Below are 20,128 nucleotides of genomic sequence, written 5' to 3' on the forward strand. Positions count from 1 at the left end.
CCTTGTTGCGGGCCTCTGCTTCGGCCTTCTGTCGGGCTTCTGCTTCGGCCTTCTGCCTGGCCTCTGCCTCTGCTTCGGCCTTGTTGCGGGCCTCTGCCTCGGCCCTCTGCCTGGCCTCTGCCTCTGCCTCGGCCCTGTTCCTGGCGTCCGCATCGGCCTTCTGCCTGGCCTCTGCCTCCGCATCGGCCCTCTGCTTGGCGATACTGTCGGCGTCGGCAGAAGTGTTCAGATGGAAGTTGACATTCTGGCGAATTCTCTGCGACTGGTTCGACAACTGGCGCTGGAATTGGCGTTGCAACGACCGTTGCCTCTGGAACTGCCTCAGCAGCTGACGATGCCAGGAATGCCCACAGCCGCTGCCACCGCACCAACTGCCTAGAGCGGCGCTGGCTGTAGCGCTGGCTGCGGCGCTGGCTGTGGTGGCGGCGGTCGCGGCACCGAGGCCAACGGCTCCGCCTGTCAGCATCGTGCTGCCGACGGCGAATACTGCGACGGCGTTTTTGATCTTGGACACTACATGTCCCCCTCGAAAGGATTGATTGCCCCCTGCTTCGACGTTCTCAAAATCGGCTGGAAAGTATCTTCTCTAGCCCTTAGGGATCATCGCTGCGAACCCTTGATTTCCTTTTGTATCGAGGGATAAACGGTGATCATCCACCTCTTTTGCTTGATTACCTCCCGTTGGCGATATTGAACTTATTTATTAACTTACGCACCTCTATATCAAGGTGCAATGTCGCCAAGTTTATGATCTTTTCGGCAAGTGGCTATAATCTCAATCATTCACCCTCAAGTCCGATAGCTAACCTTTAGTGTTGAATGCTCCTTTTTGGTGGCATCTATCGAGGCAAGAGTGGATTGCCGCACAATGCAGTTGGATGTCGCCGGTGAATGGATTATTAGCCTTGATCATCCAGCTTTGTGAAAGATATTTATCCGACATGCGACTGATTTAATGGGTGACGGACCTGTATATGGTGTTTCGATCCGCTGTGCCAGAAGAACTCCCGCGGGTCTTCCGAGTCGACCGGGGCGGTGCTGTCGCCTGACCGCTGCTGCACTCCTGCGCTGGGCGCGTGCGCGGGCTCGCCGGCGACATCTTCGATGGCGGAGTGGGCGAGAGGGGACATCGCCCGCCGGGATCGGCTCTGGAGCCGTCCTCGCTCGGGGGAAGGGGGGAACTTACCGGTCGCGGCTCGCGTCAGGTTCTGATTCCCGCGAGAACGGGCCGCCGATTCTGCCGGTGCGGGGGCGTGGCGTGTCGGTCGTCGTTCGCCGGATACGGCCGATCGACGCCACCGCGCGGCCCTTCCGCAAACTGGTTCCGCGGGCCACCTACGTCGAGATAGAGGGCGCGCCCCACGGCCTGCTCTGGACCCACGCCGCCGAGGTCACCGAGGCACTCCTCGGCTTCGTCAAAGGCTGAACGGTCACGGTGAGACCGTCTCGCCACCGGTGACGGACGGCTCGGGCGAGTTCGGTCGTTCTCGGTGACCGCGTCGTGGCCGGTCGCCTCCGGCCGGCGCTCCGTGCTCCCGGGGGCGGCCGTGGCGACAACGATGCCACGGCCGCGCCGACCCGTCACCAAGCCGGACGGATCACGGTGAGACCGGCGTGGGCACCCCCTCCGCGGTCGTCTCGTCGCCCTCGATCGCCGCACCGCTGAACTGCGCGGAGTACAGGCGGTGGTAGGCGCCGCGGGCGGCGAGCAGCTCGTCGTGGGTGCCGTGCTCGACGATGCTTCCCTCCTCCATCACCAGGATGAGGTCGGCGTCGCGGATGGTCGACAGCCGGTGGGCGATGACGAAGCTGGTGCGGTCCGAGCGCAGCGCGGCCATGGCGTGCTGCACCAGGACCTCGGTGCGGGTGTCGACCGAGCTGGTGGCCTCGTCGAGGATGAGCAGCGACGGGTCGGCGAGGAAGGCGCGGGCGATGGTCAGCAGCTGCTTCTCACCGGCGCTGACGTTGCTCCCCTCCTCGTCGATCACCGTGTCGTAGCCGTCCGGCAGGGTGCGCACGAAACGGTCGACGAAGGTGGCCCGCGCGGCGGCGAGGATCTGCTCCTCGGTGGCCCCGGGGTTGCCGTAGGCGATGTTCTCGCGGATGGTGCCGCCGAACAGCCAGGTGTCCTGGAGCACCATGCCGATGTGCGAGCGCAGGTCGTCGCGGCGCATCGCGGTGATGTCGATGCCGTCGAGGGTGATCCGGCCCGAGTTCAGCTCGTAGAAGCGCATGATGAGGTTGACCAGGGTGGTCTTGCCCGCGCCGGTCGGGCCGACGATCGCGACGGTGTGCCCGGGGTCGGCCACCAGGGACAGGTCCTCGATGAGGGGCTGCTCCGGGTCGTAGCTGAAGGACACGTGCTCGAACTCGACGCGGCCCCGCCTGGCGGTGGGCACCACCGGGTCGGCCGGGTCGGGCTCCTGCTCCGCGGCGTCGAGCAGCTCGAAGACCCGCTCGGCCGAGGCCACCCCCGACTGCAGCAGGTTGGCCATCGAGGCGACCTGGGTCAGCGGCTGGGTGAACTGCCGGGAGTACTGGATGAACGCCTGCACGTCACCCAGGCTCATCGCCCCGGTGGCGACCCGCAGGCCACCGACGACGGCGATGGCGAGGTAGTTGAGGTTCCCGATGAACATCATCATCGGCATGATGATCCCGGAGATGAACTGGGCGCCGAAGCTGGCCTTGAACAGCTCCTCGTTCCTCTCCCTGAACACCTCCTCGACCTCGGGGCGGCGTCCGAACACCTTCACCAGCTCGTGACCGGTGAACGCCTCCTCGATGTGGGCGTTCAGGCTGCCGGTGTGCTTCCACTGCGCGACGAAGTGCTTCTGGGAGCGCTTGGCGATCATCCCGGTGGCGACCATCGTCAGCGGGATGGTCACCAGGGCGATCAGCGCGAGCAGCGGTGAGATCACGAACATCATCGCGAGCACGCCGATCACCAGCAGCAGCGAGTTCAGCAGCTGGCTCATGGTCTGCTGCAGGGTCTGCGAGACGTTGTCGATGTCGTTGGTGACCCGGCTGAGCAGCTCGCCGCGCGGCTGGCCGTCGAAGAACCTGAGCGGAAGCCGGTGCAGCTTCTCCTCGACCTCCTCCCGCAGCCGGTAGACGGTGCGCTGCACCACGTCGTTGAGCAGGTAACCCTGGTACCAGGCGAAGAGCGACGACGCGATGTAGAGCCCCAGCACCCAGAGCAGGACCGTGCCCAGCGCGCCGAAGTCGATGCCCTGACCGGGTACGACGTCCATCCCCGCGAGCAGGTCGGCGAAGTTGTCGTTGCCGGAGGCGCGGGCCGCCTCGATCGCCTGCTGCGTGCTCGTCCCGGCGGGCAGTTGCTTGCCGATCACCCCGGTGAAGATCAGGTCCGTCGCGTACCCGAGGATCTTCGGCCCGATGACGGAGAACACCACGCTGATCACGGCGAGGCCGACCACGGCCAGCAGCCTCGGGCGGTCGGGGTTCATCCGCCGGACCAGCCGTCGCGCGGAGGGCCCGAAGTTCATCGACTTCTCCGCGGGCATCCCGGCCCCGCCCATGGGGCCCCGGCCGAAGCCTCCGCCGCCGACGGGTGGTCGCGGTCGCGCGGTCGTGGGACTGTCACTCATGCTGCGGTCTCCGCGGCTAGTTGGGACTCGACGATCTCGATGTACGTCGGGCAGGAATCCAGCAGCTCGTCATGGGTTCCCAGGCCGACGATCACGCCGTCGTCCAGGACGATGATCTGATCGGCGTCGGCGATGGTGGAGACCCGCTGGCCGACGATGATGACGGCGGCCTCGGCGGTGTGCGGGCGCAGGGCGGCACGCAGCCGCGCGTCGGTGGCCAGGTCCAGGGCCGAGAACGAGTCGTCGAACAGGTAGATCTCGGGCTTGCTGACCAGTGCCCTGGCGATGGACAGTCGCTGTCGCTGCCCGCCGGACACGTTCGTGCCGCCCTGGGTGATGGGCGCCTCCAGACCCTCGGGCATCGCCTCGACGAAGTCGCGCGCCTGGGCCACCTCCAGCGCCTCCCACAGCTCCTCGTCGTCGGCGTCCGGGTTGCCGTAGCGCAGGTTGCTGGCGACGGTGCCGCTGAACAGGTACGGCTTCTGCGGCACCAGGCCGATGCGCGACCAGAGCACCTGGGGGTCGAGGTCGCGGACGTCGACGCCGTTGACCGAGACCGTGCCCGAGGTGGCGTCGAACAGCCTGGGCACCAGCGAGACCAGCGTCGTCTTGCCGGAGCCGGTGCTGCCGATCACGGCGGTGGTCTGTCCCGCCGTCACGCGGAAGGAGACGCCGGACAGCACGGGTGCCTCCGCGCCCGGGTAGCGGAACTCGACGTCGCGCATCTCCAGCTCGGCGCGGCCGCTCACCTGCCGTACCGGGTCACTGGGCGGCGTCACCGACGACTCGGTGTCGAGCACCTCGGTGATGCGCTCGGCGCAGACCGCGGCGCGCGGGATCATCATCGAGATGAAGCTGGCCATCATCACCGACATGAGGATCTGCATCAGGTACATCAGGAACGCGGTCAGGGCGCCGATCTGCATCTCGCCGCTGTCCACCCGCCCGGCACCGAACCAGAGCACGGCGATGCTGGAGACGTTGAGGATCAGCATCACGGTGGGGAAGATGAGCGCGGTCAGCCGTCCCACCCGCAGCGCGGTGTCGGTCAGCTCGTCGTTGGCGCCGGCGAACCGGCGGGTCTCCTCACGCTCGCGGACGAAGGCGCGCACCACGCGGATGCCGGTGAGCTGCTCGCGCAGCACCTGGTTCACCCGGTCGATGCGCTCCTGCATCGCGCGGAACTGGGGGACCATGCGGACGATGATCAGGCCGATCGAGATCAGCAGCGCGGGGACGCAGACCAGCATGAGCCAGGACAGGCCGAGGTCCTGGCGCAGCGCCATGATGATGCTGCCGACGCCCATGATGGGGGCCGAGACCAGCATCGTGCAGGTCATCACGACGAGCATCTGGACCTGCTGTACGTCGTTGGTCCCGCGGGTGATCAGGGAGGGGGCGCCGAAGTGGGAGACCTCCCTGGCGGAGAAGCCGCCGACCTGGTGGAAGATCGCCGAGCGGACGTCGCGCCCGAACCCCATGGCCGCGTGGGAGCCGTAGTAGACCGCCGCGATCGAGCAGGCGATCTGCACGAGGGAGACGGCCAGCATCCAGCCTCCCGCGGTGAGGATGTAGCCGGTGTCGCCGGTGGCCACGCCCTGGTCGATGATGTCGGCGTTCAGGCTGGGCAGATAGAGCGAGGCGATGGTGCCGACCAGTTGCAGCACCACCACGGCGGTCAGCACCGCCGAGTAGGGGCGCAGGTAGGTGCGGAGCAGGCGGGTCAGCATGGGGTCTCTTTAGGTGGGGTGGCCGGGAGAGGGGCGTCGTGCCGGGGGACCGGCCGTCGGCCGGTCTCGCCCGTCGTCCCGGTAGCCGGGATCATGAGGATTTCCTCCAGCGGGGAGTGTCGGACTCAGCCTGCGACCTGAACTTCGGTTGAGGTCAAGGAAGCGGGCCGAGGTGGGGATAGGTGCGGTCCCCGACCGGCGGCTTGGAAACGGTCTCCGAGAGCGGCGGCGGGTCGCCTTCGACGAACTCCCGATGGTCGCGCGCGACAGGCGGCGGCCATGGCGCAGCCGGTCGTGGGGGCTCGATCGGGCCGGTGAGCACCTGCCGGATGAGGGAGCCCTGGCACGTCGGTCATCCTACAAAGCAAGTGGACAGGCTGCTCACCCATTTATTGCGGTTCGGCCGCATCTGGTGTTCGGGGCGGCGTTTCGAGGGCCAGAAGGTACGGGTGGGGCTCCCGTGAAAGAAGTGATCGTTTCCGGCGGAGCGCGGAATCTTTTTCCGGCAAATGTAGGAAAACAGCGTGAAAAACCCCATCTTTCACCCGATGCGGCGGGCATCATCTGCGATCTAACGTCGTGTGGCAGACAACCAGACATCACCACGACAGCCGTCTGCCTGTCGGCCAGGAGATCACCTGATGCCCCGTGCCCTCGCCCACCGTCCGTGGGTGCCCACCGTCACCGAGGATCGCGTCCAGTCCGTACTGAAGGCCGTGACGGACCAGACCGCCTCCTCGATCCAGAGCGAGATCGAACGGCTGGTGGCCGGCAACCACCGCATCCACGACATCGAGTCGGTCAACCTGAACCCGGCCACGAACATCATGAACCCCCGGGCCGAGGCGCTGCTCTCGGCCGGCCTCGGGTCGCGGCCGTCACTGGGGTACCCGGGCGAGAAGTACGAGATGGGCCTGGAGGCGATCGAGCAGATCGAGATCATCGCCGCCGAGCTGGCCGCCGAGGTCTTCGGCGCCGGCTACGCCGAGGTACGCGTCGGCTCGGGAGCGCTGGCGAACCTCTACACCTTCATGGCCGTCTGCGAGCCCGGTGACACGATCATCGCCCCGCCGGCGAGCATCGGCGGCCACGTCACACACCACGAGCCCGGCGCGGCCGGCCTGTACGGGCTGAACATCGTTCCCGCCCCCATCACGCCGGACGGCTACACGGTGGACGTCGACGCCCTGCGCGAGCTCGCCGAGCGGGTCCGGCCGAAGCTGATCACCATCGGCGGCAGCCTCAACCTGTTCCACCACCCGGTGGCGCGCATCCGCGAGATCGCCGACTCGGTCGGCGCCCGCGTGCTCTTCGACGCCGCTCACCTCTGCGGCATGATCGCCGGAAAGGCGTGGCCGCAGCCGCTGGCGGAGGGCGCCCACCTGATCACCATGAGCACGTACAAGAGCCTGGGCGGGCCGGCGGGCGGGCTCATCGTGACCAACGACGCCGAGCTCGCCGAGCGGCTCGACGCGATCGCCTACCCGGGACTGACCGCCAACTTCGACGCGGGCAAGACCGCCGCGCTCGCCATGACCATGCTCGACTGGAAGGCGGCGGGGCCCGCCTACGCGCAGGAGATGATCGCGACCGCGCGGCGGCTGGCGGACGAGCTGCTCGCCCTCGGGGTCCCGATCTTCGCCGCCGACCGGGGGTGCACCCGCTCCCACCAGTTCTCCGTGCTGGCCCACCGCTACGGCGGCGGGCAGCGGGCCGCCCGGCGGCTGCGCGAGGCGAACCTGCTCAGCAGCGGCATCGGCCTGCCGGTGGAGGCGGTCGAGGGGGACGTGAACGGCCTGCGGATCGGTACGCCGGAGATCGTCAGGCTCGGGATGACCGAGGCGGACATGCCGGAGCTGGCCTCGTTCATCGCCCGCGGCCTGGACGAGAACGTCGACCCGGGCACCGTGGCGCCGGAGGTCACCGAGTGGCGGAGCCGCTTCTCCGGCGTGCGCTTCACGGTGGACAACCCCTCCTGAGGAGGGCATACGTCGCGCCGTACTGAAAACCGCCCGTACCCCGGTTCCCGTGTTAGCGGCGTGGCAGCCGGGGTAGGGCGGCCGTGCGCCCGCCGTCGCGCGTCCCCGCCAGGGGAGATCCGATCCGCCGGCGGCCGGGCCTTGTCCGGGGCGTGACCGCAGGGGCCCGGTGTGAGAGGAGAGCACGGTGGCCGACCAATCGGATCTGATCCTCGACCTGGTGTGGCAGGAGTTCCACGAGGTCGTGAACATGACGTCGGAGGAGCTGCGCGCCTTCCTGCTGGCGTCGGCCTCGGCGGACGGGGGCGTCGCCAGGAGTCCCGAGTCGGTCATGCCGCCGCTCGGACGCCAGGTGCTCGGGGTCCTCGGCAAGCGGAAGGACGACCTGACCGCGGACGACATCGAGACGATGCGGCAGGCCGTCGACCGGGTCGAGGACACGCTGGCCGAGGGGAGGGTCGGCGATGACGACGACGACCGGCGGCGGGCGCTGCTGGAGGTCGGGCACAACCCGCTCCGGCCGTCCCGGCTCCGGGGCTGACCCCGGCCGAGGGCACCCACGAGCCGTGCCGGAGCCGTGCCGTGTGGCCGGGCTCGAAAGCCACCCATGACCTGGAAGGCGACCTCGGGGAGCGGCCTTGAATGGGAGAGCGCACCGGACTCGCCGGTGGGTCGCCCGCCGCCGCGTCACCGATCCGCGAAACACGCCTCAGGCGCGGGCCGACCAGCGGGAGAGCAGCTCGGCCTCCCGGCCGGGGGTGATGGTGGCGGCCGTGCCGAAGGACGCCTCCGCCTCGCGGATCTCGCGGATCGACCGTCCCAGGGGGCGCGGGTCGAGCCCCGCGGCGCGGGCGGCGGCGGGGTCGGCGGCGTTGATCGACTTTTGCGGGTCGCCCTCGGACCACAGGGGCAGCGACAGGCCGTTCTCACCCTCGGCGAGCAGGAAGTCCTGCCCGACCCAGGTCAGGGTGGTTCCCGGCGGCCCGATCTCGGCCACGATCGCCTCCAGCAGGTCGCCGAAGGAGAACGGCGGGGGAGGGCTGACCGCGTGGAAGGTGCCCGGATGCCTCCCCTCGACCATGGAGACGATCCAGGAGGCCATGTCGCGGGCGTCGATCACCTGGATGGGGTCGCCGGGGTCGCCGGGCGCGAGGACCTCGCCGCCGCGCGCGATCCGGTTGACCCAGTAGGTGAAGCGGCCGGTGTGGTCATGCGGGCCGATGACGTACGTGGGCCGTACGACCAGTGTCGAGGTCCCGAACGCGTCCACCGAGGCCTGCTCGCACAGCACCTTCATCGGCCCGTACACCTCGCCGGTCACCGTCTCGGGGATCGGCCCGTCGAGCTCCGCCAGCGGGGAGTCCTCGGTGAAGCCCGGCCGCTCGGGCGCCCGGTAGACCGCGGTGGTGGAGACGAAGGCGTACTGGCCGGTGGAGAGCGCGCCGGCGAGCGAGGTGACCTGCGACGGGTGGTAGGCGCTGACGTCGATCGTCGCGTCCCACCGCCGGTCGCGCAGCACGGACAGGTCGGCATTGCGGTCGGCGAGCAGGTGCTCGGCCTCGGGGAACAGTTCGGGGCCCGTCATACCCCGGTGCAGCAGGGAGATCTGGTGCCCGGCCGCGATCGCGGCCGCGGTGATGTGCCGGCCGACGAACCGGGTGCCGCCGATGATCAGGATTTGCATACCTCACATTGTGGCGAATCTGGTGAGGTAACTCGCAGAGCGTTTCGCGCCTGGCCGGGGCGACGGCGGATCGGTCGAAAGGCCGCCGGGCGGCGGCTCCGTGAACGCCGGCACCCGTTCCGGTGATCAGCGGTCAGTAGCCGCCGAACCAGCCGGGGACGTCGAGCCGGAAGACGTCCCCCGTGGTCACGGCGCGCAGGTCGGACTCCAGGGCGCGCAGGCGGTCCTCACCGAGGGTCCTCGCCCAGCCGGCGCGCAGGTCCTCGAAGATGCGCGCGGACCGGGCGAGGCTGTCGACGCCCCGCTCGGTGAGCCGCACTATCTTGCGGCGGGCGTCGTCGGGGTCGGAGCGCCGCTCGACGTAGCCCAGCTGCTCCAGGGTGTCCACGGTCTTGCCCGCCGCCTGCTTGGAGACGCCCAGCCGCCGGCCGAGCTCCACGGCGGTGCTGCCCTCGGGGCCGATCGCCTGCAGCACGAACCCATGCATCGGACGCATGTCGGGGTGTCCCTGGCGGGCGAGCTCCGCGTGGAGCTCGTCGATGAGCATCCGGAAGCCGAGGAAGAGCCTGAGCGGGAGTTCGAAGCCCGGGGGGTCGGCCGGCACGATCGCCTCCCGCCTCGCTGTTTCGACAATGGTGTTGTCGAGCTTAGGGACTCTCGCCGTACCTGTCATCCGCGGGGTGGCACACACCCCGGGCGGGCATTCGGGCGGGCACCGACCCCACGCGCGCCGACGGCGTCGCCCGGCCGGGCGCACCGGCTCCGCGAAGGGGCACCCTCACCGCAGGCGCCCGTCGGGGCGGCGCGGGTCCTGGAGCCACTTGTCGGTCTGGCGGGTCGCGTTGGGCGCGCCGGGGGTGCCGGGCGAGCGGCGGGTGGCGCGGGTCTCGGTCACGGTGAAGTCGGCCACCACGTGCCGGTTGTGCAGCAGGAAACCGACGACGCCCGCGATCGCCTGCACGCTGCCCCCCGCGCGGGCGCGGCCGGTCAGGAGGTAGACCAGCGGCGTGGACGGCTGGTCGAGGGCGAAATGGCGGCCGTGGTGGTGCGCGTCCTGGAGCGTTCTTATCGGGATCGGCCGTGAGGTGGTGAACCACGCGGCGACCTCCCAGAAGGGCTGGGCCTGGTCGCCGTCGGTCGACTCCTCGTAGCAGGTCGTGCAACCCCGGCGAGCGTCCTGCCCGTGGGGGCACGCCCAGGCGGCGAGGTCGTGCGGCATGCTGCGCTCGGACATGAGCTGACCGTACCTTCCCGTACGGGGAGACCGGCGTTTCGCCGTCCCCCCGCGCCGGGGCATCGGGTTTTCCGCTGGATGGCCCCGGTGTCGTGCTGTCTCGGTGCTGTCGCCTGCCCGTTTCCGGTCCCGGTACTCGTCCGCTCACGCGAGTACGCCCGCGAAATATCCATGTATTTCGTGGTTTCTGCAGGTCATCGAGAGGAAGGAGTGATCTTGGGGGCGTTTCGAGGGCTTCGGTGTGGGCATCGGACCGATCGGGGGGGCATCGAACGGGGGACGCATGGCGCGTGGGTTTGACGCGTCCGCTCACTACGGGCGGCGCATCGCTGACGTTCACGACGGCGGCATCACGGTGAACGACTCACCCGGGGGCGTGTGCAGACCCCTGACGGCTTCCGGGCTCCCGGCGGACCCGGATCTCTCGGCGTCTCCGGAGCCGCCGAGGTCTCCCGGGCAGCCGCGTCTTTCGGATCTCCCGGAGTCCTCGGCGCTGTCGCGTCTCCCCGAACTGCTGGGCTCTCCCGGGCCCGGACCGTCACGTGCCACGAAGCCCCCGGGCTCCCCGAAGGCCCCGAGATCCCTGAAGCCCGCGAAGTCTCCGGAGCGCTCGAAGCTCGCCGAGCGCCCGGACCCGCTGGACCTGCCGGTGCCGGGCAGGGCTCCGGCGCTGCCCGCCGCGCGGGGCCCGATCAGCGCCCTGCTCTTCGAACGGCTGGTACACCCACCGCACCGCTTCGGCCTCCTGTCGCTCCCGCTGCTGTCGTTCCCCGCCCGTTTCGCGGGCCCGGTCCTCGCGGACGAGGACGTGCAGCTGGCGCTCTTCGTCTGCTACGAGCTGCACCACCGGGGCTTCGAGGGCGTGGACGAGCGGTGGGAGTGGAACCCCTCGCTGCTGGAGGTGCGGGAGATCCTGGAGGCACGGTTCGAGGAGGGACTGGCGCGGGCCGTGTCGTGCCCGCCCACCCAGCGGGCCGAGCACATGAGCCAGGCCCTGACCGATCTGGTGGCCGCCGCCGTCGACGGCCCCGACCTGCCGGGGTTCCTCCAGCGGCAGGCCGACCTCGCGCAGTTCCGCGAGTTCGTCGCGCACCGGTCGATCCACCACCTGAAGGGGGCCGATCAGCGCACCTGGGCGATCCCCCGGCTGAGCGGACGTCCCAAAGCGGCGCTGGTGGAGATCCAGGCGGGCCAGTACGGCGGCGGGCGCGTCGAGCGGATGCACTCCGAGCTTTTCCGTACCACCATGCGCCGGCTGGGCATGGACGACTCCTACGGCGCCTACCTCGACCAGGTCCCGGCGATCACGCTGGCCGTCTCCAACACGATGTCGCTGTTCGGGCTCCACCGGCGCCACCTCGGAGCGCTGCTCGGCCACCTGGCGGCCGCCGAGATGACCTCCTCGGTCCCCAACCGTCGCTACTCCGGGGGCCTGCGGCGACTGGGGGCGGGCGAGGCGGCGAGCCGTTTCTACGACGAGCAGGTGCGGGCCGACGCCGTACCCGAGCAGACCGCCGCGCACGACATGTGCGGCGGGTTCGCACGGCAGCACCCCTCGCGGGCCGGTGACGTCCTGTACGGGGCGGCCTGCGCGCTGACCCTGGACCGGCTCTTCGCCGAGCACGTCATGAGCCGGTGGCGGCGCGGCGTCTCGTCACTGCGGGAGGTGGGCGCGGCGCGGCCGTGACCCCGGCCACCGATGGCGTGATGACCGAACCAAGCGGTACCGGCGGGGGGAGGCCCGTACCTCAGTCTCCGCGCCCGCCCATGGCCTGGCGGATCGCGTCGCGGGTCCGGTCCACGAGCGCCAGCGGCGTCCCGAGCAGCAGGTTCCTGACCGCCGACTCGGTGCCCGGATGCGGGTGGGTCGGCGCCAGCGCCTCGGCCGCCTTCACCCCGGCGGCCAGGGCCCGGCGCTCGGCCTCGCTGGTCTGGGTGCGGAACTGGGGAAACTCGTGGCGCTCCTCGGCGTGGGCGTGGGCCAGCACCGCCGCCCGCAGGACCTGCAGGTGCCCGGAGAAGTCGGGATGGTCGGTGCCCAGCCTCTCCAGGTCGGAGAGCATCTGCTTGGCCTCCCGCTCCTCGGCGAGGCGCTCGTCGACCACCTCGTCCCCACCCTCGATCTTGAGGCGTGCGTAGGGGTGCACGACCTCCTCCTCGGCGGTCTCGTGCACGGCCAGCATCCGCACCAGGCGCTGGAACGCCTCGGCCCGCCGGTTCCCCGCGGGAGCGTCCTCCACCTCGTCGAACAGATCCCTGATCATCACATGCTGGCGCACCAGCAGGTCCACGACGTCGTTCTCATCCATCAGCTCGGGCACGTTCCTGTGGTCACTCATAGGTCCCCCCTTGTCAACAGAACGCTTACCCCCATCCGGGCACCGAAACCTGGGGCGACCCGGCACGGGCCGCGCACCGGTGACCGCGTACCCGGAGACATCCGCGCGAAGCCGCGGTCAGACGGTGATCCACTCGGTGACGACGGTCGCGCCCGCGAGGTGGCAGCGGAGGCTGAAAGGCCCGGCGGGGACGTCGTCGTAGACGAACCTGCCCAGCTCGTCCGTGGCCAGCGTGACCGGACGGTGCCCGAGGACCTCGACCTCCGCGGGACCCGGCGGCATCAGCTGGCCCACCACGCGCCCGCCGCCGGCGGTCACGGTGACCTCCAGGTCGACGGTCAGCTCCGCACCCTGGAAGGTCAGCATCCGCGGCGCTCTGTCACCCCGCACCCGTGAGGGCCCGCTCAGGGAGTCGAAGACCAGCTCGGCCAGCTCGGCGTCGAGCGCGCGGAGCGCGTAGGCCTCGACGGCGGTCTGCAGGAGGTCGGAGGGAACGGGATCGAACAACTCGACGGCGCGGCGCAGCTCCGCCTCAAGCGCGTCGTCGCTCATCGGAAGCCCCGTTCCGCGAGGAGGACACGCAGCCGCCGCAGGCAGCGCTGCCTGATCGGCCCGATGCTCCCGACGGCGATGCCGAGTGTCGCCGACACCTCCTGGTAGCTGACCGGCGGCGAGGCCATGAGCAGGCGCAGCAGCCGCCGGCAGTTCTCACCCAGTTCCTGGAACGCCTGCCACATGGCCCGCATCCGCTCCCGCTCCATCGACGCCTCCTCGGCGTCGACCACGGCCTGCTCGGGCGTACGACCGTCGGCGGCGCGGTCGAACACCTCGGGGTCGTCGCTCGGCGAGACCCGCCGGGCGGTTCTGATCACCTTGACGCACTCGTTCCGCGCCGTGCTGGCCAGCCAGGCCCCGACCCTGTCCGGCTCGCGGATCCGCGCGAGGTTCTGCGCGAGCCGGAACCAGGTCGTCTGGTAGACCTCCTGCGCGTCCGCGTCCCTCAGCCCGTGGGCGCGCACGACGGACCACACGAGCGGGCTGAGGCCCTCCACCAGGGATTTCCACGCCGCGGTCTCCCCGTCCACCGCGGCGCGGAAGAGGATGCCGGTCGAGTCTCGATCCACGGTGACGTCCCCTTGCCTTCGGGACTGTCATCGTACGACGCAGGGCCGATTCGGCCGCACCGGTTTCAGGGCACGACCGGGACACTTTGCACGCTCGACGGCGTCCAGGTGGAGGGGATGAGGGCGGGGGCGGTCAGGCCCTGCACCCCCCTGCCGGACAGGGGGGTGGTCAGGAGCTCGGCGGCGGCCTGCCGGGAGCCGGTCACGTTGTTCCGCACCATGTGATTGACGATCATGCCGACGACCAGGGGCGCGGAGAAGGAGGTGCCGCTCCACTGCGCCAGCCCGTCGAACTCGACGCGTTCGCGGATCGCGTTCGGCGACGCCGCCATCTTCTCGCTGAGCTCGCCCCGGTGCGGGGGGAACTGGCAGGTGCAGTCGTAGGCGGAGCCGTACCGGCAGTGGTCGTAGGTCGAATGCTGGTAGTCGTAGGGCACCGGGGTGTCGTCCACCGCGGTGAAGGCGCTCACCAGGCGCTCCCCGGGGGCGTACGCAGTCACCCACGGCCCGTGACCGCTGAAGCAGGCCCGGTCCTGGCCGTCCTTCCGCAGCGCGCCCACCGACACGACGGCACCGGCGTAGTCGGGGTCGTCGGCGTAGGCCGCGGGATGGAACCGCTCGTCGCTGCCGTTGTTCCCCGCCGCGGCCACCAGCAGTGTCTCCGGGTGGTCGGTCACCAGCTCCCGCATGAAGTCCTCGAGCCCCATGAGCGTCCTGTGGTCCGTGCTCAGGGTCCCCGCGGACAGGTTGATGATGTCCGGCCACCTGTTCAACGGCCGCATCTCCCTGAGCAGGAGGTCACCCAGGCACTTCTCGGAGATGGCGCCCGCGTTGACGAGCGCCCCGTTCACCGTGATGGCGGCGCTGGGCGCGACGGCGCTGATCAGCCCGGCGATGAAGGTGCCGTGACCGACGTACTGCTTGAGTATCCCCTCGGAGTCCAGCTCGATCTCCTTGCCCTCGCCCTCGACGAGGCTCATCCACGGGTGCGACCTGTAGTTCTCCACCAGTCCCGTGTCGATCACCAGGACGGACACCGGGCCGGCCGTCGCGCCGACGACCCGCTTGGCCACCGCCGGGTTGGGCGGCCCGCATCGGGCCACGGGTACCGGCTCGTCGCCGGGGCAGCAGTTCACCGCGATGGACACGATGTGGTTCCTGGACACCATCCGGCGGCCGTTGGCACGCTCCAGCTCGTCGACGGCCCGCAGCGCGTCCGACACGTCCCGGTCGCTCCAGCGCTCCGCACGGTTCAGCGGCCCGACCCGGATCCTGGACACGCCGCTCGGGCCGTCCTCCTCCTGCAACTCCACACCACGGTCACTGCCGCGATCCCGGCGGAACGCCCTCCGGATCGCCTGGGTGACCTCGGGGGCCTCGTCCCGCCTGGCGAGGACGCAGCCCTTCTCATAGAGGAACCTGGGCGAGTCGTCCGGGCCCGCCGCGAGCACGACCTCCTCTCCCATGGCGGCCTGGATCTGGTCGAACTGTTCCTGGAACCTGTCTGGTGCCATATTCACTGTCCTGTCTTGGAGATTCCTCACGTCGCCATGGGTTAGGAGCCACGGGGCGCCCGGTTGATACACCCCTGCGTACGGGCACAGCGGCATGGACGCTCCGAACACATCACGTCTAACATCGATCCGTGACCGGGGGAAGCCCGCGGGTCCCGCCTTCCGTGGGAGATGCTCTCGACCTGTTGCCCCTGGTGTTCGCCCGTCCCGCCGACGCGCTGGCCGGAGCGCGGGCCGTGCTGGCGGGCGCCCCCTCCTTTCATGACGCCTCCGTCGCCCACCAGGTGATCGGCATCTGGCAGCGCGACTTCGGCGACCTCACCACGGCGATCGGCCATCTGCGGCAGGCCCGCGCCCTGGCGGCCAGGTCCGGCTCCGCGGACCGCGAGACGGACGTGCTGTCGACCCTGGGGGCCGCCCTCGTCCACGCGGGCCGTACCAGGCAGGGGATGACGGCGCTGGAGGCGGCGGTCGAGAGGGGCGGCGGGCTCACCGGCGCCCGCGCGCTGTTCCGGCGCGGCTACACCTGGTGGGTCCTCGGCGGGCACCGTGAGGCGCTCGACGACCTGCGCCGGGCCATCCCCGCCCTGCGCCGGGCACAGGACACGATCTGGACCGCCCGCGCGCTCACGCTCAGGGCCACGGTCCACCTGGCCATGGGGTCCGTGGAGCGGGCCGAGGCCGACTTCGTCGCCGCCGAGCGGCTGTGGGACACCACCGACCAGGAGCACGACAAGGCCGACGCGGTGGAGAGCAGAGGGCTGGCGGCGTTCAGGTCCGGCGACCTCCCCGCGGCGCTACACCACTTCGACGAGGCCGCGAGCCGTTACAAGGCACTCGGCACGCCCATGTTCGTGCTGCACATCCGGCGGTGCGGGGTGCTCCTGGCGGCCGGGCTGGCGCGCGAGGCGCTGGAGGAGGCCGACGCCGCCACGGAGCTGCTGAACCGTACGGGAGGGCAGACGACCCGCGGCGCCGAACTCCTCCTGATCGCCGCGCGGGCCGCGATCGCGGTGGGCGAGCCGCACGCGGCGATCGCCCGCGCGGGCACGGCCGTCCGGCTCTTCTCCAGCCAGCGCCGCGACTGGTGGCAGGCCCACGCTCGGCTGGTGCTGGTCCAGGCCAGGTTCGCGGCCGGCGAGATCTCCGGCCGTTCGGTACGCGACGCCGCCGCGGTCGCCCTGCGGCTGGCGGAGCTGCGCGCCCCCGAGGCGGTCCAGGCGTCGTTGCTGGCCGGTCGCACCGCCCTCGCCCTCGGCGCCGACGCCGAGGCCGAACGGCACCTGGCCGCCGCGGCCAGGGGCAGATCGCGCGGTCCCGCCTTCGCCCGGGTGGACGGCTGGGTGGCGCAGGCACTGCGGGCGGCGGCGGCGGGGCGGACCCGCGGCGTGCTGGACGCCTGCCGACGGGGGCTCGACCTGCTGGACGAGTACAGGATGACGCTGGGCGCCTCGGAGCTGCGGGCGCGGGCCACCGCGCAGGGGGCGGAGCTGGCCCTGCTCGCGCAGCGGGCGACCCTCGCCGGGGGGAGCCCCCGCCGGTTCCTCGGCTGGAGCGAGCGCTGGCGCGCCACGGCGCTGGCGGTCCCGCCCACCCGGCCGCCGGACGATCCCGAGCTGCTGCGCGACGTGACGGCCTTCCGCGAGATCAGCAGCCGGATCGAGGCGGCCCGGCAGAAGGGCAGCCCGGCCCCCGCGCTGGAGCGCGAGCAGCTGCGGCTGGAGAAGGGGATCCGCGACCGGACGCTCCGGATGCGCGGCGAGGGCGGTACCGACGGGCACCGCTTCGACGTGGACCTGCTGCTCGACGAGCTCGGTGACGGGTGGCTGATCGAGATCGTCGCCGTCGACGGCGACCTGCACGTCCTGCTCTGCGGCCGGGGCCGGGTGCGCAGGTTCGCCGCGGGACGGCTGGCCGACGCGGCGATCGACGCCGACCACGCCCGCGCGGGTCTCAGCAGGATCGCGTACGGGGGCTCCGCGGCCAGGCTGCCCGTCCTCGAAGCCGGCGGGCGCCGCCTCCAGGAGTCACTGCTCGGCCCCGCGGTGCGCCACCTCGGGGAAGGGCCGGTGGTCGTCGTACCGCCGGGCAGGCTGCACGGCGTGCCCTGGGCGCTGCTGCCCGCGCTGGGGACGCGGGTGCTGAGCGTGTCGCCGTCGGCGAGCGCCTGGCTCCGCGCCCGGCGGATCGAGCCGTCGCCGTCGCGGGAGCGGGTCGTGCTGGTCAGAGGCCCGGGGCTGGCGACGGGTGGTGCCGAGATCCCGCCCCTGGCCGCCGGGTACGGCGAGGCGACGGTGCTGGAGAACGGCACCGCGGTCACCTCGGCCGTGCTCGCGGCGCTGGACGGCAGCAGGCTCGCGCACATCGCCGCGCACGGCACCTTCCGCTCCGACAGCCCGATGTTCTCCTCCCTGGGGATGGACGACGGCCCGCTCACGGTGCACGACCTCGAACGGCTCCGCAGCGCCCCGTACCGGATCGTCCTGTCCAGCTGCGACTCCGGCAGGCTGCAGCCGGTCGGCGCGAACGAGCTGCTCGGCCTCGCCACGGCGCTGCTGCCGCTGGGCACGGCCGGGATCGTGGCGAGCTCGGTGCCGGTCGACGACGAGGCCGTGGTGCCGCTGATGCTCGCCCTGCACGAGGGGCTGCGGCGCGGTCTGAGCATGGCCGAGGCCCTGCGCGACGCCAGGTTGTCGATGCCCGGCGACGCGCTCCACCGTGCGACGGGCTGGTCCTTCTCCGCCATCGGAGCGGCCTGACCCGCCCCGCCGGCTCCTCTCATCGGGGCCCGCCCGTCCGGCCGCCGCGCTGGCCGACGGTGAAGAGCCCTTCCAGGCCGGCACGGTCGCTGCTGCCGAGCCGCGCGTAGGCGTCGCACAGGTGGTTGGCGACCGTGCGGATCGACACCGTGAGCTGCTCGGCGATCTGCCGGTTGGTCAGGCCCGCCGCGGCGAGGCTGACGATCTGCCGCTGGCGGGCGGTCAGCCTCGGCAGCGCGAGGTTGACCAGTGCGGAGCTGCGCGCCCCCTGGCAGGCGCCCGCCAGCGCCGAGGCCCGGTTCCTGGACGCCTGCGAGGCGTGCCGGTCGGAGTGGACGAGGGCGGCGTGCGCGGACGCCTCCGCGGCGTGGAGCATCAGGCCGAGGTCGGCGAGCCCCCGCGCCACCTTGTCCAGGGCGTCCCCGTCGCGCCGGGCCAGCGCGCGGGCGTGCCGCGCCAGCAGGGGAGCGAGGTCCCCCTCCGTGCGGTCGGCCAGTTCCCCGAGCCGATCGGCGACCAGCTCGGGGGAGCCGAGCCGCACCACGTCGTGCAGGGCGAACAGATCGTCTCCGAACAGGCCGTCTCCGGCGACGCCGAGCGCGGACCGCAGGGCGCCGTCGAGGTCTCCCTCGGCGGCGAGCGCCCAGGTCCGCGCCGGTACGGCGGCGGATGCCCATGGCCGGCGGTCCTGGGTGGGCGCCTGCGACCGAGGGTTCCCCGCGGGCGCCGGAGGCCGTGCGCCGGCCGCCTGCCACGGGCGCGTCCGTGCCTCCCCGGCGGGGGCGGGACCGCGCGAGAGGGCCTGCCAGGCCGTCGTCAGGTCGCCGACGTAGGCGGCGGCGTGGGCGAGTTCGGCCAGGCAGGCGCGGTGGTGGGGAGAGCGGCGCAGTCCCTCGCGGCTCCAGGCCATGGCCTCTCGGGTCTCCCCGCGGAGCCGGGCGACGCGGGCGCGCCGCGCGCAGAACTCCGGCATCGCGGGCTCGTCCCAGCCGGTGTCGTCCTCGGCCATCCGCTCGCCGATACCCCGGGGTATCTCCGCGAGCCTTCCCGCGTACGCGCGTGCGGCCAGCTCCTCGCACTCGGCCGCCAGCGCCGAGGCCCTCGGCGGCCTTCGCCCGCCGGAAGGCCCGCCCGCGAGGGAGGGCTCCGCCGCGGCGGCCCGCAGCACCGGGCCGTGCAGCGGGTGGACGAGCCGGCCGTCCACGGTGACGAGCCCCCTCGCCCGCAGGCGTTCGAGGACGGCGGGGGCCACGAGGACGCCCGGCACACCCGCACCCGTGCCCGGTGGCTCGCCGGACGCGATGAGCTCCAGCGCGTCCCGCTCCTCGGTGTCGAGGTCGCGGATCGTCTCCTCCACCAGCTCCCGGACGCGCGCGGTGATCGGCGGCGTGCCCCGCCAGGTCCAGGTGCCCGACACGTGGCTCAGGTCTCCGCCGGCGTGCACGGCGACGACCAGCTCGCGCAGGAGCCGCAGGTCGCCGCGGCTCGCCCGGTACAGGCGCCGGACGGTGAGGGCGTCCACGTAGCCGTCCACCGCCCGCGCCAGCAGCTCGGCGCAGGCGCGCTCCGTCAGGGGGGCCAGTGCCAGGCGCGGCAGCAGGTTCTCCTCCCAGAGCCTGGAGACGCCCTCCGGTGCGGGCTCGCCCTCCCTGACCGTGACGAGCAGGCGGGTACGCCCGCCGAGCGCCAGCTCGTGGACGAGCGCGGCCGAGGCGTCGTCGAGCAGATGGGCGTCGTCCACGACGAGCACCGACTCACGCAGCGCCTCGGGTACGGCCTCGGTGGTCAGGCGGCTCCGGCCGCTGCCCGCCGCACCGGTCACGACGATCCCCCGGCGACCGGCGGAGAGGTTTCGCCGTACGAGATCAAGCTCCTCAGCTCTGGCCGTGAACGGCCAGGGAGACCGTGGGTTTCTCACAGCGATATGAGGCGCGCCGCCCGCCGGTGATACACGCGGAGCCGAGTTCTCCGACATCCGGCTGAAACCGGCTCTCGCCGGTATTCGTGCCTTAGGCCCTGTCCTGCGGATCTTTTGCCTACTGCGGTCGGTCAGGCGGCGCCTCGCCGCGTTGTCGTCGGTCACCGCAGCACGCTGCGGCTCCCTCCTCCGCCTTGCGAGACACCACCTGACCGATCCTCGCCACGGCAAGATCC

16 protein-coding genes are annotated in these 20,128 nt (G+C 71.4%); 5 read left to right on the forward strand and 11 right to left on the reverse strand.

The genetic code is table 11. The features are described from left to right. On the reverse strand, positions 1-514 hold a 514-nt coding region (locus tag ACWD3H_RS24785), incomplete at its 3' end, for a hypothetical protein (protein ID WP_451956652.1). Between the two features lie 744 nt (positions 515-1,258). Here ACWD3H_RS24785 and ACWD3H_RS24790 point away from each other — a divergent pair. Beyond that, on the forward strand, positions 1,259-1,426 hold the full coding sequence (locus ACWD3H_RS24790; RefSeq protein ID WP_451956653.1) for an alpha/beta fold hydrolase: 168 nt from the start codon (positions 1,259-1,261) through the stop codon (positions 1,424-1,426). Positions 1,427-1,598: 172 nt separating this feature from the next. Here the strand turns inward: ACWD3H_RS24790 and ACWD3H_RS24795 are convergent, their stop codons facing one another. Beyond that, positions 1,599-3,611 carry an ABC transporter ATP-binding protein gene (locus ACWD3H_RS24795; protein ID WP_451956654.1) on the reverse strand — a complete coding sequence of 671 codons (2,013 nt, stop codon included), beginning with the start codon at positions 3,609-3,611 and terminating at the stop codon, positions 1,599-1,601. Further along, positions 3,608-5,341, reverse strand: a complete 1,734-nt coding sequence (locus tag ACWD3H_RS24800; protein WP_355550494.1) for an ABC transporter ATP-binding protein — start codon at positions 5,339-5,341, stop codon at positions 3,608-3,610. The genes ACWD3H_RS24795 and ACWD3H_RS24800 overlap by 4 nt, the downstream gene beginning before the upstream one ends. A gap of 641 nt (positions 5,342-5,982) precedes the next feature. Here ACWD3H_RS24800 and ACWD3H_RS24805 point away from each other — a divergent pair. Both ACWD3H_RS24805 and ACWD3H_RS24810 read left to right on the forward strand, forming a co-directional pair. Further along, complete coding sequence (locus tag ACWD3H_RS24805; RefSeq protein WP_451956655.1) at positions 5,983-7,320, forward strand: aminotransferase class I/II-fold pyridoxal phosphate-dependent enzyme; 1,338 nt, start codon at positions 5,983-5,985, stop codon at positions 7,318-7,320. 187 nt (positions 7,321-7,507) lie between these two features. Then, positions 7,508-7,861, forward strand: a complete 354-nt coding sequence (locus ACWD3H_RS24810; RefSeq protein ID WP_350916070.1) for a DUF3140 domain-containing protein — start codon at positions 7,508-7,510, stop codon at positions 7,859-7,861. A 168-nt stretch (positions 7,862-8,029) separates the two neighbouring features. Here ACWD3H_RS24810 and ACWD3H_RS24815 read toward each other — a convergent pair whose 3' ends face one another. From ACWD3H_RS24815 to ACWD3H_RS24825, 3 genes are all read right to left on the reverse strand, one after another. Further along, the gene (locus tag ACWD3H_RS24815; RefSeq protein WP_451956656.1) at positions 8,030-9,004 is read right to left on the reverse strand and encodes an NAD-dependent epimerase/dehydratase family protein; all 975 of its coding nucleotides are present in this window, start codon (positions 9,002-9,004) and stop codon (positions 8,030-8,032) included. A gap of 133 nt (positions 9,005-9,137) precedes the next feature. Beyond that, positions 9,138-9,608 (reverse strand): MarR family winged helix-turn-helix transcriptional regulator, encoded by a 471-nt coding sequence (locus ACWD3H_RS24820; protein ID WP_355550501.1) that lies wholly within the window; start codon positions 9,606-9,608, stop codon positions 9,138-9,140. A gap of 174 nt (positions 9,609-9,782) precedes the next feature. Then, on the reverse strand, positions 9,783-10,238 hold the full coding sequence (locus tag ACWD3H_RS24825; RefSeq protein WP_350916076.1) for a hypothetical protein: 456 nt from the start codon (positions 10,236-10,238) through the stop codon (positions 9,783-9,785). 649 nt (positions 10,239-10,887) lie between these two features. On the opposite strand from ACWD3H_RS24825, the gene ACWD3H_RS24830 reads away from it, so the two are divergent. After that, positions 10,888-11,925 carry an iron-containing redox enzyme family protein gene (locus ACWD3H_RS24830; protein ID WP_355550503.1) on the forward strand — a complete coding sequence of 346 codons (1,038 nt, stop codon included), beginning with the start codon at positions 10,888-10,890 and terminating at the stop codon, positions 11,923-11,925. A gap of 61 nt (positions 11,926-11,986) precedes the next feature. Here the strand turns inward: ACWD3H_RS24830 and ACWD3H_RS24835 are convergent, their stop codons facing one another. The 4 genes from ACWD3H_RS24835 to ACWD3H_RS24850 form a co-directional block, all read right to left on the reverse strand. Beyond that, complete coding sequence (locus ACWD3H_RS24835) at positions 11,987-12,577, reverse strand: hemerythrin domain-containing protein (RefSeq protein WP_451956657.1); 591 nt, start codon at positions 12,575-12,577, stop codon at positions 11,987-11,989. Positions 12,578-12,694: 117 nt separating this feature from the next. Further along, entirely contained in the window at positions 12,695-13,129 is a 435-nt protein-coding gene (locus ACWD3H_RS24840) for a hypothetical protein (protein ID WP_451956658.1), read from the reverse strand. Then, positions 13,126-13,701 carry an RNA polymerase sigma factor gene (locus ACWD3H_RS24845; RefSeq protein WP_343965779.1) on the reverse strand — a complete coding sequence of 192 codons (576 nt, stop codon included), beginning with the start codon at positions 13,699-13,701 and terminating at the stop codon, positions 13,126-13,128. Before ACWD3H_RS24845 ends, ACWD3H_RS24840 begins: the two co-directional genes overlap by 4 nt. 65 nt (positions 13,702-13,766) lie before the next feature. Beyond that, on the reverse strand, positions 13,767-15,215 hold the full coding sequence (locus ACWD3H_RS24850) for a S8/S53 family peptidase (RefSeq protein ID WP_451956659.1): 1,449 nt from the start codon (positions 15,213-15,215) through the stop codon (positions 13,767-13,769). A gap of 131 nt (positions 15,216-15,346) precedes the next feature. Between ACWD3H_RS24850 and ACWD3H_RS24855 the strand changes: the two genes are divergently transcribed. Then, positions 15,347-17,974 (forward strand): CHAT domain-containing protein, encoded by a 2,628-nt coding sequence (locus ACWD3H_RS24855; RefSeq protein WP_451956660.1) that lies wholly within the window; start codon positions 15,347-15,349, stop codon positions 17,972-17,974. Positions 17,975-17,993: 19 nt separating this feature from the next. On the opposite strand, the gene ACWD3H_RS24860 is transcribed toward ACWD3H_RS24855, so the two are convergent. Next, the gene (locus tag ACWD3H_RS24860) at positions 17,994-19,796 is read right to left on the reverse strand and encodes a helix-turn-helix transcriptional regulator (RefSeq protein WP_451956661.1); all 1,803 of its coding nucleotides are present in this window, start codon (positions 19,794-19,796) and stop codon (positions 17,994-17,996) included. Positions 19,797-20,128 lie beyond the last annotated feature (332 nt).

The sequence above is a fragment of the Streptosporangium sp. NPDC002607 genome (assembly GCF_053592655.1).

Coding starts and splice junctions, on each gene's coding strand:
- ACWD3H_RS24795 (WP_451956654.1), bottom strand. CDS start 3,611: ATGAGTGACAGTCCCACGACCGCGCGACCGCGACCACCCGTCGGCGGC.
- ACWD3H_RS24850 (WP_451956659.1), bottom strand. CDS start 15,215: ATGGCACCAGACAGGTTCCAGGAACAGTTCGACCAGATCCAGGCCGCC.
- ACWD3H_RS24805 (WP_451956655.1), top strand. CDS start 5,983: ATGCCCCGTGCCCTCGCCCACCGTCCGTGGGTGCCCACCGTCACCGAG.
- ACWD3H_RS24815 (WP_451956656.1), bottom strand. CDS start 9,004: ATGCAAATCCTGATCATCGGCGGCACCCGGTTCGTCGGCCGGCACATC.
- ACWD3H_RS24840 (WP_451956658.1), bottom strand. CDS start 13,129: ATGAGCGACGACGCGCTTGAGGCGGAGCTGCGCCGCGCCGTCGAGTTG.
- ACWD3H_RS24835 (WP_451956657.1), bottom strand. CDS start 12,577: ATGAGTGACCACAGGAACGTGCCCGAGCTGATGGATGAGAACGACGTC.
- ACWD3H_RS24800 (WP_355550494.1), bottom strand. CDS start 5,341: ATGCTGACCCGCCTGCTCCGCACCTACCTGCGCCCCTACTCGGCGGTG.
- ACWD3H_RS24825 (WP_350916076.1), bottom strand. CDS start 10,238: ATGTCCGAGCGCAGCATGCCGCACGACCTCGCCGCCTGGGCGTGCCCC.